The sequence below is a fragment of the Streptomyces sp. NPDC006743 genome, assembly GCF_040703815.1.
GTDB lineage: Bacteria > Actinomycetota > Actinomycetes > Streptomycetales > Streptomycetaceae > Streptomyces.
In genome coordinates, this window is sequence record NZ_JBEYJA010000001.1 from 1 (window position 1) to 16,454 (window position 16,454).

The 16,454-nt window shown below is 71.2% G+C and carries 15 protein-coding genes and 1 riboswitch; of the genes, 3 read left to right on the top strand and 12 right to left on the bottom strand.

The window, feature by feature from the left end:
- Nucleotides 1–89: 89 nt before the first annotated feature.
- A protein-coding gene (locus ABZ719_RS00005; protein ID WP_366722944.1) for an IS5 family transposase occupies nt 90–910 on the bottom strand; the annotation gives its coding sequence in 2 pieces (ribosomal slippage) (nt 90–559 and nt 559–910; 822 coding nt in all).
- A gap of 259 nt (nt 911–1,169) precedes the next feature.
- Nucleotides 1,170–1,949: an NAD(P)H-dependent oxidoreductase gene (locus tag ABZ719_RS00010; RefSeq protein ID WP_366722945.1), complete on the bottom strand. Its 780-nt coding sequence runs from the start codon at nt 1,947–1,949 to the stop codon at nt 1,170–1,172.
- Between the two features lie 138 nt (nt 1,950–2,087).
- Between ABZ719_RS00010 and ABZ719_RS00015 the strand changes: the two genes are divergently transcribed.
- A complete protein-coding gene (locus tag ABZ719_RS00015) occupies nt 2,088–2,936 on the top strand; it encodes a helix-turn-helix transcriptional regulator (protein WP_366722946.1) in 849 nt (282 codons plus the stop codon).
- A gap of 121 nt (nt 2,937–3,057) precedes the next feature.
- Complete coding sequence (locus ABZ719_RS00020) at nt 3,058–3,477, top strand: VOC family protein (protein WP_366722947.1); 420 nt, start codon at nt 3,058–3,060, stop codon at nt 3,475–3,477.
- Nucleotides 3,478–3,519: 42 nt separating this feature from the next.
- Here ABZ719_RS00020 and ABZ719_RS00025 read toward each other — a convergent pair whose 3' ends face one another.
- Nucleotides 3,520–4,404, bottom strand: coding sequence for a fructosamine kinase family protein (locus tag ABZ719_RS00025; RefSeq protein ID WP_366722948.1), 885 nt, complete (start codon nt 4,402–4,404; stop codon nt 3,520–3,522).
- A 185-nt stretch (nt 4,405–4,589) separates the two neighbouring features.
- Here ABZ719_RS00025 and ABZ719_RS00030 point away from each other — a divergent pair, with 185 nt between their 5' ends.
- The gene (locus ABZ719_RS00030; RefSeq protein WP_366722949.1) at nt 4,590–5,696 is read left to right on the top strand and encodes a serine hydrolase domain-containing protein; all 1,107 of its coding nucleotides are present in this window, start codon (nt 4,590–4,592) and stop codon (nt 5,694–5,696) included.
- A 220-nt stretch (nt 5,697–5,916) separates the two neighbouring features.
- Here the strand turns inward: ABZ719_RS00030 and ABZ719_RS00035 are convergent, their stop codons facing one another.
- From ABZ719_RS00035 to ABZ719_RS00075, 9 genes are all read right to left on the bottom strand, one after another.
- Nucleotides 5,917–7,065 carry an LLM class flavin-dependent oxidoreductase gene (locus ABZ719_RS00035; RefSeq protein ID WP_366722950.1) on the bottom strand — a complete coding sequence of 383 codons (1,149 nt, stop codon included), beginning with the start codon at nt 7,063–7,065 and terminating at the stop codon, nt 5,917–5,919.
- The gene (locus ABZ719_RS00040; protein ID WP_366722951.1) at nt 7,058–8,149 is read right to left on the bottom strand and encodes an LLM class flavin-dependent oxidoreductase; all 1,092 of its coding nucleotides are present in this window, start codon (nt 8,147–8,149) and stop codon (nt 7,058–7,060) included. Before ABZ719_RS00040 ends, ABZ719_RS00035 begins: the two co-directional genes overlap by 8 nt.
- On the bottom strand, nt 8,146–9,522 hold the full coding sequence (locus ABZ719_RS00045; RefSeq protein WP_366722952.1) for an NtaA/DmoA family FMN-dependent monooxygenase: 1,377 nt from the start codon (nt 9,520–9,522) through the stop codon (nt 8,146–8,148). Before ABZ719_RS00045 ends, ABZ719_RS00040 begins: the two co-directional genes overlap by 4 nt.
- 21 nt (nt 9,523–9,543) lie before the next feature.
- Entirely contained in the window at nt 9,544–10,743 is a 1,200-nt protein-coding gene (locus tag ABZ719_RS00050) for an LLM class flavin-dependent oxidoreductase (protein WP_366722953.1), read from the bottom strand.
- Between the two features lie 224 nt (nt 10,744–10,967).
- Nucleotides 10,968–11,693, bottom strand: coding sequence for a GNAT family N-acetyltransferase (locus tag ABZ719_RS00055; RefSeq protein WP_366722954.1), 726 nt, complete (start codon nt 11,691–11,693; stop codon nt 10,968–10,970).
- An 86-nt stretch (nt 11,694–11,779) separates the two neighbouring features.
- Nucleotides 11,780–12,802 carry a transporter substrate-binding domain-containing protein gene (locus ABZ719_RS00060; protein ID WP_366722955.1) on the bottom strand — a complete coding sequence of 341 codons (1,023 nt, stop codon included), beginning with the start codon at nt 12,800–12,802 and terminating at the stop codon, nt 11,780–11,782.
- A gap of 60 nt (nt 12,803–12,862) precedes the next feature.
- Nucleotides 12,863–13,660 carry an amino acid ABC transporter ATP-binding protein gene (locus ABZ719_RS00065; RefSeq protein ID WP_366722956.1) on the bottom strand — a complete coding sequence of 266 codons (798 nt, stop codon included), beginning with the start codon at nt 13,658–13,660 and terminating at the stop codon, nt 12,863–12,865.
- Nucleotides 13,657–14,637: an amino acid ABC transporter permease gene (locus tag ABZ719_RS00070; protein WP_366722957.1), complete on the bottom strand. Its 981-nt coding sequence runs from the start codon at nt 14,635–14,637 to the stop codon at nt 13,657–13,659. Before ABZ719_RS00070 ends, ABZ719_RS00065 begins: the two co-directional genes overlap by 4 nt.
- A 324-nt stretch (nt 14,638–14,961) precedes the next feature.
- Nucleotides 14,962–15,070, bottom strand: a riboswitch (SAM riboswitch).
- Between the two features lie 132 nt (nt 15,071–15,202).
- Nucleotides 15,203–16,207 carry a MarR family transcriptional regulator gene (locus tag ABZ719_RS00075; protein WP_366722958.1) on the bottom strand — a complete coding sequence of 335 codons (1,005 nt, stop codon included), beginning with the start codon at nt 16,205–16,207 and terminating at the stop codon, nt 15,203–15,205.
- Nucleotides 16,208–16,454 lie beyond the last annotated feature (247 nt).

The following is a 16,454-nucleotide window of genomic DNA, read 5'->3' on the forward strand; positions in this document are numbered from 1 at the left end:
CCGCAGTCACCTCATAGACGGCTGCCTCACCGAGACCGGCCTGACCATCAGGCCCGCCTGAGCAACTCCACGACATCACGAGTTCAACCTCAGTAACAAAGGCGTTGAACGTGGCGGTGGGTGATGAGGCAGGTGGCGAGGCCGAGGAAGGCTTCATGAATGTCGTCGCGTCTCTCCCAGCGGGTTCGCAGGCGGCGAAAGCCGTGCAGCCAGGAGATCGTCCGCTCGACGACCCAGCGGAAGATGCCCAGACCGGAGCCGTGTGGCTGTCCGCGTTCCGCGATCACGGGTCGGATGCCGCGCTTCCACAGCAGGCGTCGGTACTTGTCGTGGTCGTAGCCGCGGTCCGCGAAGAGCATGTCCGGCCGTCTGCGCGGCCGGCCGACGACGCCGGCCACCGCGGGAACCTTGTCCAGCAAGGGCACGAGCTGGGTGACGTCGTTGCGGTTTCCGCCGGTCAGCGACACCGCGAGCGGGACGCCCTGACCGTCGACAAGGACGTGGTGCTTGCTGCCCGGCCGTGCACGGTCGACCGGGCTGGGACCGCTTTTGGGCCCCGCCGGGCCGCCCGCACGTGGGAGGAGTCGATCACCGCCCGCGACCAGTCCAGCTGCTTCGCCGACCGCAGCTTCTTCAGCAGCACCAGGTGCAGCTTCTCCCACACGCCGGCCTCATTCCAGGCGGCCAGACGCCGCCAGCAGGTCATGCCGGAGCCGAAGCCCAACTCCTGCGGCAGGTACTCCCACTGAATCCCGGTATGCAGCACGAACAGGATCCCGCACAGGGCCTGCCGGTCCGGCACCCGCGGCCGGCCTGCCACCAGCTTGGGGCCCGGCTCCGGCAGCAACGGCTCGATGAGCGACCACAGTTCGTCCGACACGATCCACGGCCGCGACTCACGCTTCCCCACGACCCGACCAACGAGCAGACAAGCCGATGGTTACTTGATCAATAACTTCTGTTAGGACCTCTAAGTGTCCCGTCCCGGGACGTCGGTGACACGCGTGCCGGGTGCCTGAACTGGTGAGGGCCTTCTGGGTTCGGTGTGGATCGCGACCTTCACACCCGACCGCAGCAGGCCCTCATCGCTCACCCACCGGTGAACGCCGTCACGCCCTGGCTCCGCCCCCGGGTGTCCGCGCCCCGTTCGCTCCGTCCCTCGCGGGCGGTCAGCCGCGGACGTGCAGCCCGAAACCCGTGCGGCCGGCCGGCTCCAGTCCCTCCTTCAGGTGCAGCGAGGGGATCTCGTAGTCCCCGAAGTTCTGCCGCCGGAACGCGATCGGCTCGGTCGACTCCAGGGTGAGCAGGCGTTGCTCCCAGGTCTTGGCGACCTCCTGGTAGTCCTCGCTGGTCATCCGATCGGCGCCGTACACCACGAAAGGCGGCAGTACCTCGATGCCCGGGTAGTAGAGGATGCCGTGCTGGATCGGGAACAGCAGATCGTCGATGGGGCCGTTGATCCCGCGAGCGGCGTAATGCGGCTCCGGGCCGCCGACGGTCACCGACAGCAGAGCCCTCCTGCCCGCGAGGGTGCCTTCGCCGAAGCGCTCACCGTACTTGGTGTCGCTGTGCTCGCCGACGCCGTACGCGAAACGGTAGGTGAACACCCGGTCCACCCAGCCTTTGAGGATCGCGGGCATGGTGTACCACCACAGCGGGAACTGGAAGACGATCGTGTCGGCCCACAGCAGCTTCTCCTGCTCGGCGAGGACGTCCGGGGTGAGCGTCCCCGCCTCGAAGGCCCGGCCCGAGTCCCGGACGACCTTCAGCGGACTCGAGGCGTGGGGCCCGTAGTCCGCGGCGTCCACGACCGCCTTCCAGTTCATCGCGTACAGATCGCTCACCCGTACCTCGTGCCCGGCGGCCCGCAGGGTGGACACCGCGAGGTCCTTGAGCGAGCCGTTGAGCGACTCGGGCTCCGGGTGGGCGTAGACGATCAGCGTCTTCATGGGGACTCCTTCGGATCGGGTGCATCAGATCCTGGACGTCCCGGCGCCCGGCGTTCAGGGGCTCCTTCTCCGTCGGACGGGACTTCCTGGTAACGGCAGGGCCACCTTCACGGACACCGGCGAGGCCATACTGGGGACATGGACGATCTCGCGGGCTTCCTGCGGACCCGGCGTTCCCGGGTCGCCCCGGCGGCCGTCGGCATCCCCGCCGACAGTCGCCGCCGGGTCGAAGGGCTGCGCCGGGAAGAGGTGGCGCATCTGTCCGGAGTCAGCGTCGATTACTACGTACGTCTGGAGCAGGGCCGTGCGACCCAGCCCTCCGAGCAGGTCCTCGACGCGCTGGCCCGCGTCCTGCGCCTGGACGAGACCGAGCACGAGCACCTCTACCGGCTCGCCCGGCAGCGCCGCCGCCGCGCGAAGGCGCCGAGCGGGCGGGTCCGGCCGGAGCTGCTGCGCCTCCTCGACCTGGTCGCCGACGCCCCCGCGCTGATCATGGACCACCGCTTGGACGTGCTCGCCGGGAACCGTCTCGCCAAACTCCTCTACGGCCGGCCGATCCCGGGCCTGAACACGGCCCGTCACATCTTTCTGGAGGAGGCCGAGGACGGCCTCTACGCGGACTGGGAGAACTGCACCCTCGACGCGGTCGGGCACCTGCGTCTGGCCGCCGGGAAGTTCCCCGAGGACCCCCGCCTGGCCTCGCTCATCGGAGAGCTGGCGATGGGCAGCGAGCGCTTCCGCCGCCTCTGGGCCCGCGCGGACGTGCGTGCCCGCACACATGGCCGCAAGGCCTACCGGCACCCGCTGGTCGGCCGCCTGGAGCTGCACCAGGAGAACTTCCCGCTGCCGGACAAGTCAGGCATGGAACTGCTGGTGCTGTCCGCGGCCCCCGGCAGCCCCGACGAGAACGGGCTGCGCCTGCTCGCGGGCCTCGGCGCGGACAGCGGTGACGCGCATCCCCCGGTGAACGCTCAGCGGGCACGGTGAGCGGGCGCCGGTGCCGGTGCCGGGCCAGGGGCCGCGGGCGGTTCCCCGGCCGAAACCATCTCGGATCCGCCAGGCGGGCCACGACCCGCCCGCGACCTCGTTCCTACTGTCTGGGAGAAGCATGACAAGCAGGTTCACCGAACTGACCGTTGACTGCGACGATCCGGAGAGGCTCGCGGCCTTCTGGTGCGAGGTGCTGGACTTCAAGGTGATCGACCGGGCGGAGGGCAAGGTCGAGATCGGCTCCTGGGTGCCGACCGTCGAGGAGGTGCGGGCCCGCCAGATGCCGCCCACCCTGGTGTTCATCCGTGTGCCCGAGGGCAAGACCGCCAAGAACCGGCTCCATCTCGACGTCAGCCCGATCGACGGCAGCACCGAGGACGAGGTGACCAGGCTGCTCGGCCTCGGCGCCACCAGGACGGACGTGGGCCAGGGCCCCGGCCGGAGCTGGGTGGTCATGGCCGACCCGGAGGGAAACGAGTTCGACGTCCTGCGCACCCTGGCGCCCGATGACCGGCTCGGGAAGTCCCTCGGGGGCTGACTCCCGGCGCCGGCGCCGTGTCCGGCGTCTGCTCGGCCGGGCTCAGGGACGCCGCCGGAACGGGGCGAGGGTGGCGCGCACGAGATCGGCGGCGCCCCAGTCGGGTTCGAACTGGGCGATGACGGCCAGGTGCTGGCGCAGCTGGAGGATCGGCATGCGTGCGCGCCAGTCGCGGTCGAGTCCGGTCAGCTCGGCGTACAGCCCGAAGAACACGTGTGCCTCGGGCGGCGGCGCCGTCGTCCACAGGTGGGCCAGGTCGACCTCGGCCCACATGTACGACACGGCCGGATCGATCAGCGCGGGCCGTCCGTCAGGGGTGGCCATGACGTTCTGGGCCCACAGGTCGCCGTGCGTCAGGCACGCGGGCCTGACCGGCAGCAGCTCGGGCAGCCGGTCGCACAGCCGCTCCAGCGCCGCCCGGTCCGCGGCGTCGAGCGCCTCCCGGACGCGATGTTCGCCGAGCCAGCGCAGCAGGCGGTGCTGGGCGAAGAACTCGAACCCGTCGTCGTCCCAGGCGTTGACCTGCCGGCGACGGCCCAGCCAGTTGTCCCGGTGCCACCCGAACCGGGGGTGCCGCGTGGTGGTGTGCAGGCGGGCGAGCGCATGCGCGAACCGCTCCCAGAAGGCCTCGGTGTCCGGCCGGGTCTCCAGCACGGACAGGACGAGCAGGTCGCGGTCGGCGCGGACGATCTCGGGCGTGACGATGCCGCCCGCCTCACGCAGCACGGTGAGTCCTTCGGCTTCCGCGGCGAACGCGTCGTCCGACGGCGGCTCCTCGAACGCCTTGACGAACACCGGCGTGCCGTCCCCGCGGCGCGCGATCCCCGCGGTCGCGGCGAGGCCGCCGGTGGCCGGCTCGGCCGCGACGACATCGGTCAGGCCGGCCGTGTGCAGGCGTTCGAGCAGGAAGGACATCGCGGCTGTCACGGGTGTGCTCCTGACGTCGTGGTCGCGGTCGACGACGGCGGATCCGGGCCCTGACGGCGGGGGGGTGGTGGGTCAGGGGCGGTTCAGGGTCGCCGTCAGGGTGATCACTGATGGGCAACGCCGCTGCCAAGCAGCAGAGTTGACGTGGTCAGCCTAATCACGTGAGCCCCGCCGGAGGTACCTCGATGCACCTGCGCCTTGCCGTCACCACCCTTCTCCTGGCCTCTGCTCTCACGGCCGGTGCGGTTCTGCCCGCGTCCGCCGCACCTGCCGCCTCCGGTGCCCCGGCGTCCGCGCGGCCCACCGTCCAGGACATCCTCGGTCACTTGCCCGACGACATCGTCGCAGGCGCAGTGGTCAGGCAGGACGGCGTGGGTGCCGCTGCCGGCCCGGTCACCGCCGACGCGTACCTCCGGGCCGGCAGCGTCACGAAAGCCTTCACCAACACGGTGGTGCTCCAGCTCGTCGCCGAGCACCGGATCGACCTGGACGCACCGGCACGGCGGTACGTCCCCGAGGTGCTGCCAAAGGCGTACGACGGCGTCACCGTGCACCACCTCCTCGACCACACCAGCGGCCTGCCCAAGCCCGCCCCGACGCCCGGACCGGCCGACGGACCCGGATGGCAGTTGAGATCCGTGACGCCCGAAGGCCTCCTGCGCGCATCGTTCGCCGCGGCCACCGGCACGCCGCCCGAACCCGGTCGCGAGCAGCAGTACAACGGGCTCAACTCCTTCGTCCTCGGTCTGATCGTGGAGAAGGTCACCGGCCACTCCTTCAGCACCGAGCTGGAGCGCAAGATCATCCGCCCGCTGCGTCTGCGCCACACCAGCCTGCCCGCCGCCGACGATCCCACGATCCCCTCGCCGCACGCGGAGGTGTACGTCGAGGGGCAGGACGTGACCGAGCAGAGCCCGTACCCGTGGGCCGAGGGAGGCCTGATCTCCACCGCCGCAGACCTGGACCGGTTCACGACCGCGCTGTTCCGGGGCCGCCTGCTCCCGCCCGCCGAGCAGAAACTGGTCTTCGAGGTGCCGGCCGCGACGAACGGCCGCGACAACAAGAACTGCTCCGGCCCGGACGCCTGTTACAGCATCGGCGGGCTCATGCGCTACCAGCTTCCGGACGGCGAGGAGGTGTGGGGCAAGACCGGTTCCCGTCCCGGCTGGGACAACGGCTTCTTCGCCACCCGCGACCTCCGGCACCGCCTGGTGTACTCCCTGAACCCGACCGGGGCCGGCGACGACCTGCCGTACATCAAGGCCCTCATCACCGCCGCGCTCACCGAATGACAGGGATCGTCCCTCCGGCCGGTCCATGTCGTCGTCGACACCGCGGGGCACGGCCCGTCGCGGTCACCGGCTCCGCTCCCCCGTGGCCCGGCACCGGACCGGCCTGCACCGGCCGCCGTCCGGGGCGCGGCTGCGCCACGTCGCCGCCCACGGCTTCGGCGCGGCGACGAGGCGAGCCACGCCGAAGCGCTGCTTCCGGTCGGTGGAGTGCCCGCGGGCATCAGCTCGAACGGAAGGAGTGCCCCCGGCGGCGCCATTCCTGCGCGAGCAGTTCGTACGAACGGACCCGGTCCGTGTGGTCGTGGGTGATCGTCGTGATGAGCAATTCGTCCGCGCCCGTCGCCTCCTGGAGCTGTTCCAGCCGGTCGGCCACCCGGGCCGGCGATCCCGTGAACTGGGTGTCGAGGCGGTCCTGGACGAGGGCCCGGTCCTCGTCGGTCCACGTACGGGCGCGCGCTTCCTGCGGCGTCGGGAACTCGATGGCGCCCTCGGCGGTGCGGATGCTGCGCACCCACGGGCCGTATCCGGTGGCGAGTTCACGGGCGGCGTCGTCGTCCTCGGCGACGACGACGTCCGCCGAGACGCTGACGTACGGCTCGTCGAGGAACTCGGAGGGCTGGAAACGGGACCGGTAGCCCTCCACCGCCTCCAGCACCGTCGCCGGGCTGACGTGGTAGTTCGCCGCGAACCGCAGCCCCCTGGCGCCCGCCGTCTCGGCGCTCTGACCACCGCTGCTGCCGAGGATCCACACGTCCACCTCGGCGCCCTCCCCCGGCACGACGTGCGCCTCGACGCCCTCCGGTGAGCGGTAGGTGCCGGCCAGCAGGGCGAGGAGGTCGTCGATCTGCTCGGTGTAGTCCTGTGACTCGGCGCCCGGCAGCAGGAGCAGTCTGCGCTGCAGCGCTGTGCGCGGTGACCCGAGCAGACGCTCGAAGGAGAAGCGAGGCGGGATCAACAGGCCGTTCGGGGCGCGGCCGTCGACGACCGGGGTCGCCGTCGGCGACGGTGCGGCCGGCTGTCCCGGCGGGCGGCCGCCCGAGCGGCCCAGTCCCAGATCGAACCGGCCCGGGTGCAGTGCGTCGAGCAGTCCGAACTCCTCCACGGTGGACAGCGCGGTGCGGTGTCCGAGCTGTACGGCCCCGGAGCCGAGCCGGATGGTGGAGGTGGCGGATGCGGTCAGCGCCAGGACGACGGCGGGTGACGTGCCGGCCACGCCCGGGTTGAGGTGGTGTTCGGCGAACCAGTAGCGGGCGTAACCGAGGCGCTCGGCCCGCTGTGCGAGGTCGATCGAGTTGCGCAGGGCGTCGGCTGCCGTCGATCCCGACGGGATCGGGACCAGGTCGAGGATGCCGAGGGGGATGTCAGACATGGGCGGACTCCTGGGAAAGCGGTGGTGCAGGAAGCACGGGTCCCCATGCGAACGGCGGGTCCGGGATCTCGCGGCGCAGGACGGGGGCGGCTTCGGTCTGGAACAGCTCCAGTGAGGCGCGGTGCCGGGATTCCGTCAGCCCGCTCGCGTCGGCGTGCAGGTGCAGCACGGTGTGCCCGAGCTGTTCGTGGTAGCGGTGCACCTTGTCGATGACCTGCTGCGGGCTGCCGATCAGGGCGGAGCTGCGTTCGGCGAAGTCCTCCAGGGTCTCGAAGACGACCGGCAGGCCGCTCTTCTCGGCGAGCGCCCGGTTGGCCTCGAAGACCGGCCGGTACGCGGCCAGCGCCTCCTGCGAGGTGGGGGCGACGCAGATGCCCGCGGTGCCGGCGCCGACGGCGATCCGTGCCGGGTCGTGACCGTAGTGGTCCCACCGCTGCCGGTAGTGGCGGACCAGCTCGGCGTACGGCTCGATGGGGTGGGTGACGTTCGCCGAGAACAGCGGGTCGCCGTAACGGGCGGCCAGGTCGACGGACTTCTTGCTGGTGGCGCTGCCGTGCCAGACCCGGATCGGCCGCTGGTAGGGCCGTGGCCACACCTCGGCGTCGGTCAGCGGAGGACGGAAGCGGGTCGCGGCGGTGACCTTGTCCTGCCGCCACAGCTTGTGAAAGACCTCGTAGCTCTCGGCGTTGCGGCTCCACTGGTCCTCGGGCGTGACGTGGAACAGGTCGCGCTGGGCGGCGCCGTTGCCCTTGCCGATGATCAGGTCGAGGCGCCCGTCGGACAGGTGATCGAGCGTGGCGTAGTCCTCGTATGCCCGGACCGGGTCCAGCAGGCTCAGCGTCGTGACGGCCGTGAACAGGCGGATCCGCTTCGTCAGGGCGGCCACGTGGCTGAGGACGACGGTCGGGGACGAGGAGATGAACGGCCGCTCGTGCCGCTCCCCCACGCCGAAGCCGTCGAAGCCCAGCTCCTCGGCCAGCAGGGCGTTGTCAAGAACCTCGCGGAAGCGGTCGTGGGTCGGCTTCTGTATCCCGGTGACGGGGTCCGGGCGGTGCACGATGAGGGTGACGGCCAGGAATTTCACGACGCCACCCGCTGCTCGCCCGGCAGGGAGCCGGGATGGGCGAGGCCGAGGTGGTCGCGCAGGGTCGTGCCCTCGTAGTCGGTGCGGAAGACGCCCCGCTCCTGCAGGAGCGGGACGACCTTGTCGGCGAAGGGGTCGAGGCCGCCGGGGGTGAGGTGCGGGACGAGGATGAAGCCGTCGGAGACGTCGGCCTGCACGAAGTCGTCGATGGTCTGCGCGACGGTGGCCGGGGAGCCGACGAAGGTCTGCCGGTTGCCGGTGTTGACGACCAGGTCGCGGATGGACCACTTGTTGGCCTCGGCGAGCTGCCGCCACTGCCGGGCGACGGCGATCGGGTCCCGGTACATCCGCACCTGGGCGCGGCCCCGCGCTATGTGCTCCTCGCTGACCACGGGGTCGACGTCGGGCAGCGGCCCCTCGGGGTCGTACGCCGACAGGTCGCGGTTCCAGACGAACTCCAGGTGCTTGAGGGCAGTGGCGCCGCTGACCTGCTGCCGGCGCACCTCGCGAGCGAGTTCGGCGGCCTCCTGGTCGGTGTCGCCGAGCACGAAGGTCGCGGCGGGCAGGATGAGCAGCTGCTCGGGGCGGCGGCCGTACTTGGCGAGGCGGTTCTTGACGTCCGTGTAGAACGCCTGGCCCTCCTTCAAGGTGGCGTACCGGCTGAAGATGGCGTCGGCGCTCGACGCGGCGAACTCACGGCCCTCCTCGGAGTCGCCGGCCTGGAAGATCACCGGACGGCCCTGCGGGGAGCGCGGCACGTCGAACTGCCCCCGGATGTCGAAGTGTTTCCCCGTGTGGGTGAACGAGCCCGGCTCGGCATCGCGCAGGAAGACCCCGGTCTCCTGGTCGGCGACGATCTCGTCGCCGTGCCAGGAGTCGAAGAGTTCGTTCGCCGTGGCCAGGAACTCCTCGGCGCGGGAGTAGCGCTCCTCCTGCGGCAGGAAGCCGCCGCGGCGGAAGTTCTCGCCGGTGAACGCGTCCCAGGAGGTGACCACGTTCCAGGCGGAGCGGCCGCCGGAGAGGTGGTCGAGGCTGGCGAACTGGCGGGCCACCTCGTAGGGCTCGTTGAACGTGGAGTTGATGGTGCCGGTCAGGCCGAGACGGTCGGTGACGGCGGCGAGCGCGGCCAGGACGGTGAAGGTGTCGGGGCGGCCGACGACGTCCAGGTCGTAGATCTGCCCGCCCTGTTCGCGCAGGCGCAGGCCCTCGGCGAGGAACAGGAAGTCGAACTTGGCCCGTTCGGCGGTCCGCGCGAAGTGGACGAAGGAGCTGAACTCGATGTGGCTGCCGGCGCGCGGGTCGCTCCACACGGTGGTGTTGTTGACGCCCGGGAAGTGCGCGGCCAGGTGGATCTGCTTCAGCGGCTTGCTCATGGTGGGTACGGTCCCTCCGGCTCAGGCGGCGTAGCGGTTGACGGGGCGGGGCAGGCCCAGCAGGCCGCGGACGGTGCCGGCCTCGTAGGCGGTGCGGAAGACGCCGCGGCGCTGGAGCTCGGGGACCAGCCCGCGGGTGATGGCCGGCAGGTCGTGTCCGGCGACGGCGGGCCGCAGGCGGAAACCGGTCAGCCCGGCGCTGTGGAGTTCCTGGAGCAGATCGGCGAGCTGGGCGGGCGTACCGGCGAAGACGCGGGCGTCGCTGGTGTACGGCTCCCCCGCCAGGGCGTCGAGGCGTGCGCGCCGGTCCTCCGCGGCGGCCTGCTCGGCGTCCAGGAAGACCACCAGGTCACCGAAGACGTGCAGGAGTTCACCGGCCCGCCCGGCCGCCTCCTGCTCGGCCCGGATCTCGGCGACGATCGCGCGGGCCTGCCCGGCGTCGTGCGGGGTGACGTAGCCGACATCGGCCTGACGGGCCACCAGCCGGTACGGGACGGTCTGGTGGGCCAGGGCGGTGACCAGCGGCTGGCCCTGGGGCGGGCGTGGAGTGATGGAGGGTCCCTTGACGCTGAAGTACTTTCCCTCGAAGTCGATGTAGTGGAGTTTGTCCCGGTCGATGAAGCGGCCGGTGGCCACGTCCCGGATCTCGGCGTCGTCCTCCCAGCTGTCCCAGAGCCGGCGCACGACCTCGACGTGGTCGGCGGCCTCGTCGAACAGGCCGGCCAGCCGCTCCTGTCCGGCCGGGGTCCGCAACTCCTCCAGGCTCAGCGGCGGGAAGGTGCGGCGGCCGAAGTGGGCGGCCTCGTGCGGGCGGGCGCTGATCTGCATCCGCAGGCCGGCCCGGCCGGCGCTGACGTGGTCGAGGGTGGCGATCGCCTTGGAGATGTGGAACGGCTCCGTGTGGGTGGCGATCACGGTCGGCACCAGTCCGATGTGCCGGGTGAGGGGTGCGATGCGGGACGCGATCAGTACGGCGTCCAGGCGGCCGCGGACCTGGTCGGTGCGGCCGTCCGGTTCGCCGTAGTGCGAGGACTGCAGGCCGAGTCCGTCCTCGAAGGTGACGAAGTCGAGCAGGCCGCGCTCGGCCTCGGCGACCAGGTCGGCCCAGTATCCGGCGGTGAACAGGTCCCTGGGGCGGGCGGCCTGCTCGCGCCAGGAGGCGGGGTGCCAGCCGGTGCCGTCGAGGGCCACGGCGAGGTGCAGCGAAGGAGAAGGGGACACGGGTGGATGCCTTCCTGGAGGTCCGTACGAGATCGCCGGCCCGCGGGAACCGGGGCGCGCGGCGCTGGGGAATCCGGGTCAGGAGCAACAGAGGAAGCCGGGCACGCGCTGCGGGCCGACGCGGGGCGGGGAGGGGAGGCGGACGACGCGGCGCGCAGGTGTCACTTGTGGCACCTGCGCCCCGACGGTTGGGGCGGCCGCCCGCGACGAGCGCGAGGTCATGGCTATGCCGTTTCCTGCGAAGCGGCGGCGCCGGTGTGCCGCACCAGCGAGAAGACCGTACGGCGGCGCAGGGTGAAGCCGATCGACTCGTACAGCCGGATCGCGTTCGCGTTGGTGGCCACGGCGTGCAGGAAGGGGCGTTCACCGCGCTCCCTGATGCCGGCGGCGACCGCGCGGACGAGGCGGGTGGCCAGCCCCCGGCCGCGGTGGTCCGGGTCGGTGCACACGGCGCTGATCTCCCTCCAGCCGGGCGGGTGCAGCCGCTCGCCGGCCAGGGCGATCAGCCGGCCGTGGTGGCGGATGCCGAGGTAGGTGCCCATCTCGACGGTGCGGGGCAGATAGGGCCCCGGCCGGGTGCGGGCGACCAGGCCGAGGATCTCGGGTACGTCGTCGGGGCCGAGCCGGACGGCCTCGCGGTCGGGCTCCGCGCGCACACCGGTGTCCACGAGCTGGACGCCGTGTCCGGTGCGCAGGATCTCCCAGCCCTGCGGTGTCTCGGTGACGCCGCGCACCGAGGCGGTGCCGCCGGGGCCGACGAGCGTGGCGAGGTCGGCCCAGGCGCGCGGGTCGGTCTCGTCGGAGACGGCGTGGAAGGGGGCCACCTCCTCGTGGTAGCGGGCGGCACGGCCGACGCGTCGGGCGAGGTGGGCGTGGGGTCCGGTCAGCGCGGCCCAGGCGGGGTTGTCCAGGATGTGCGAGGGGCCGGCGTCGAGGGTGGTGACGGACATGGCGTGGCGTTCTCCGTGGGCGGCTCGGGTGTGCGGCGCGCGGGCACTCCGCCGCGGGCGGCGGTGGAGTCCGGGGCACGCGGTGGTCAGGAGTTGTCGAGCGGCAGTCCGGGCGGGTTGACCTCGGACTTGGTGACGGCGTCGCCGGAGAGGTTCCAGGCGGCGAGCCACTGGGCGTACTGGCCGTTCTGGATCAGGTGGTTGATCGCGTCGGTGAGAGGCTTGGCCAGGCCGCTGCCCTTCTTCGCGGTCGCCGCGATCAGCCCTTGGAGGGCCTCGCCGGCGCCGGAGTACCGGCCGGCGATCCTGGTCGCGTCGGGGGTGCTCGCGGTCTGGGTGACGTGGTAGGAGAGGTTGGGGCTGGGGCCCAGGAAGGCGTCGATCTTGCCGCTGTTCAGGGCCAGGTAGAGGCTGTTGTTGTCCTGGAAGTACTTGACGGTGAGCTTCTTGCCCTCGCTCCGGAGCTTCTTCTGCCACTCCAGCAGGATCCGCTCCTGGTTGGTGCCCGCGCCGACCGAGACGGTCTTGCCCGCGAGAGCCTGGTAGTCGCCGTCGAAGGTCCACTTCGAGGACTTGGGCGTCTCGAAGGCGAGGTCGTCCTTGCGGTAGGAGGCGAACTCGTACGTGCGCTTGCGCTCCTCGGTGTCGGTGATGTTCGAGAAGCCGACGTTCACCTTGCCGCTGTCGATGCCGACGAAGAGGTTCTCCCAGGTGAACCGCTTGACCTCCGGTTCGAGGCCGAGGACGGCCGCGACCAGTCTGCCCAGGTCGGCCTCGGAACCGGTGAGGGTCTTCTGGTCGCTGCCCACGAAGCCCAGCGGCGGGGAGCCTGACGGCAGGGTGCCGGAGCCGATCACCAGTTTGCCGCTCTTCCTGACGGCGGCGGGCAGCTCGGCGCTGATGGACTTGACCTCCGGGACCTTCAAGGTGGTCTCCTTGGCGGCACCGTTGGACAGCCGGCCGACGGTGACCGTGCCGGCGGTGTCGCTCACCGCCGTGGCGGCTTCGCTGTCGCCGCCGCAGGCGGCGAGCCCGGTGGCGAGGGTGGCGACGGCGGTCGCCGCGGTGATGCCGCGTGTCAGGCTGCGTCGGGTGACGTGGGCAGACATGGCTGTTCCTTGTCGCTTCAGGTGAGGGAGCGGGGTGGGGTGGTCGCGGGGTGCGGTGTGTCAGAGGACCTTGCCGAGGAAGTCGCGGGTCCGCTCGTGCCGGGGGCTGTCGAGGACCTCGGTGGGCGGCCCCTGTTCGACGATCTTTCCGCCGTCGATGAAGACGACCCGGTCGGCGATCTCGCGGGCGAAGCCGATCTCGTGGGTGACGATGACGAGGGTGGTGCCGCTGGTCGCCAGGTCCTTGATGACGGCGAGGACCTCGCCGACGAGTTCGGGGTCCAGGGCGGAGGTCGGTTCGTCGAAGAGGATGACGCCGGGACGCAGCGCGAGGGCGCGGGCGATGGCGACACGCTGCTGCTGGCCACCGGAGAGCCGGCGTGGATAGGCGCCGGTCCTGTCGGCGAGGCCGACCCGGCCGAGGAGTTCGCGCGCGAGTTCCAGCGCCTCGGGCTTGCCGAGCCTCCCGGTGGCGACCGGCGCGGCGGCCACGTTGTCGAGGACGGTCAGGTGCGGGAAGAGGTGGAAGTTCTGGAAGACGAAGCCGATCCGGGCGCGCTGGGTGAGGATGGCCCGCTCGCTCAGCTCCCTCAGCCGCTCGCCCTGCCGCTTCACGCCGATCAGCTCGCCGTTGATGCTGACGTGGCCGATGTCGGGCTGCTCCAGGTGGTTGATGACCCGCAGCAGGGTGGACTTCCCGGAGCCGGACGGACCGAGGATGACGGTGACCTCGCCGGGGCGGACGGTCAGGTCGATGCCGTTCAGCACCCGGTGGGAGCCGTACCACTTGTGCACGTCGTGCACTTCCACGGTGGCGGGCTCGACGGCGGCCAGGGCTTGCAGGGTCTTGGCGGTCATACGGCGGCCTCCCGGCGGATGCGGGTCCGCAGGTCGCCGAGACCGGTGCGGAGCCTCTGCAGCGGCGTCGGCGGCAGGCTGCGGGTGGCACCGCGGGCGTAGTACCGCTCGACGTAGAACTGGAGAACGGAGACGACGCTGGTCAGGACCAGGTACCAGACGGTGACGACCAGCAGCAGCGGCACGATGTCGCCGGGGTAGGTGGAGCCCATGGACTGGGCGGTGCCGAACAGGTCCAGCAGGGAGACGTAGAAGACCAGCGAGGTGCCCTTGACGAGACCGATGAGCTGGTTGACGTAGTTCGGGACGATCGAACGCAGCGCCTGCGGGAAGACGATCCTCCGGAACTGGTAGCTCTTCGGCAGACCGAGCGCGGTGGCCGCCTCGTGCTGGCCCTGGTCGACGGAGAGGATGCCGCCGCGGACCACCTCGGCGGCGTAGGCGGCCTCGTTGAGGCTGAGGCCGACGACGGCGACGGCCATGTCGGTGGCGAGCCGGGACTCGTCGAAGGAGAAGAAGGCCGGCCCGAAGGGGACACCGACACTCAGCGTCTTGTAGAGGGCGCTGAAGTTGTAGAGGAAGATCAGCACCACGATGAGCGGGATGGAGCGCAGCGCCCAGACGTAGGTCCAGCTGACCGCGCGCAGCACCGGGCTCCTCGACAGCCGGGCCAGGGCCAGCAGGATGCCGCCGAGGAGGCCCAGCACCGCGCTGTAGGCGGTTACTTCGCAGGTGATGAGGAGTCCGTCGAGGATGTTCGGCCGCAGGAACCAGTAGCCGAAGCGGTCCCACTGGTAGAAGGGGTTGGAGACCAGTCCGTGGACGAACTGGGCGACCAGGACCAGGACTGCCGCGGTGGCGATCCAGCGTCCCGGCCGCCGTAGCGGCAGGACTCGCTGGGCGGTGAGGGTCTGCTGACGTCCCTCGGTGGTCGGCGCTTCGGCGAGGGTGACGGTGGCGCCAGGGGGTTCACTCATGGTGGGCTCCGGCTGGGTGGGGACACCCCGGAAGCGCGGCGGCGCGCGAAGGCGCGGACGACGGCGAGGCACCGGGGGCGTGGAGGACGACGGCACACCGCTCGGGCGGTGCCGGTCAGGGGAGGCGGGGGCTGCGGAGAGGTGTCAGCCCCGGCAGCGGGCGCTGCCCGGTGCGGTACACAGTGCGCTGTTCACGCGGAGCAGATCGATGGCGCGATCGACGACGAGGGGGGTCGGGTACGGCGACACGCGGCTCTGCGGGCGGCGTGTCGCCGTCCTGGGAGCTGCGTACATGGCGTCACCGTCACTGTTCCGGCCCTGTGGGCCTCGCGCTTACCGAAGTCTCATCGGTCCGGTCGTCGCCTGGGGCACCCCACCGCGGTGCGAGGGTTGCCGGTCAGCCAGCCAGGGCTTGTCGCTGACACTCATGACCGTTCTGGGCACGTAGTTAAGACAATGACCCGAACGGATGTCAATGCTCGTCCACCAGGTGGAACGGGTCCGGCCTGCGGGCCCGGACCCGGGGCACTGGAGACTCAGCCGTTCCGGTTCCTCTGACGCACCGTCACACTCCCGCGCGTGGCGCGGAGTTGAGCAGGGCGATCCCCATGGGGGTGGGGCTGTGGAGTGCCGTGTTGCGGTGCCGGACCGTGTGGATCAGTCCGGCCGCGCGCAGGGTGGTCGCGTGTTCGCTGGCGCTGGGGGGCGTCATGCCCGTGAGAGCGGCGAGTTCCTTGGTCGAGCAGCTGGGGTGCTGGGCGATGGCGTACAGCACGGAGGCGCGGGTCCGGCCCATCAGAGAACTCAGTGAAGTGTGTGCTGCGGTCGGGGCCGGGCGGACCGGCGTCGTGAGGGGTGGCGCGGAGCCGTGGCCGACGGGGTACCTCACCACGGGCTGTGGTTCGGCGTCGATGTCGATGGCGGGCGAGTCCGCTCCGAAGACCGAAGGGACGAGGAGCAGCCCTCGGCCTTCGAGGTACAGGTCGCCATCGAAACCGGAGACCATGGCGACTTCCAGGACGGGTGCCGTCCAGCGGATCCGCCGCGGGTCGAGCGAGGCGAACAGGGCTTCCACTCCCCCGGTGAGCAGATGCCGCATCCGTATCCCCTGGTCGGCCGTTGCTTCGCCGACGACACGGGCCCAGTGGGGGGACAGCAGCACGTCGTGGACGTGATCCAGGCTCTCGTGGAGCCGCCGCCGCAGGTCGCGGTCGTCGGCCAGGTGGCGGGCCCACGGCGGGAGCGGCTGCCGTTCCGCTATGTGGGCCAGGTCCTCGCGGACCCGGGAACGGGGTGCGGCGCGCGCCCGGTCCAGCAGCTCGTGCGGCTCGCCCGTGCCGGCGGAACTCAGGAACGTGGGCGCCCAGCCCCCTGGCGGGATCAGGTCGAGGACCATCCGGGCCATGGGCTCCAAGCCGGCGAAGGCGGCGTGTCTCCACGCCCCGAACCGCACCGGGTGGCTGCGGCTCTGCAGGATGCGTACCGCGGCGGCCAGTTCCATCAGTGGCGAGGGCTGCGCCACCCGGGTCCTCATCAGGTCCTCGACCGTGAAGTGAATGCGGTAGACCATGCTTCCCCCCGTGCCCGGTGCGTAAGAGCTGCGAACAGAAGGGGAGTCCGGTCAGCTCGCGGCGTCCGGTGCGTGCGATCGCAAGGCGCCGGAAGGTCCTGGTAGCGGAGCTACCAGGACCTTTCGGCAACGCCGCGAGCGTGCGTGCCGGGCGTCGCGAGCCGGGCGCCCCTTTTGTTCGCAGCTCTAAGAGCCGAGGGTGATCCTTCGTGAATCTCCAAGTCCGGTCCAGACCGAATCAGGACGG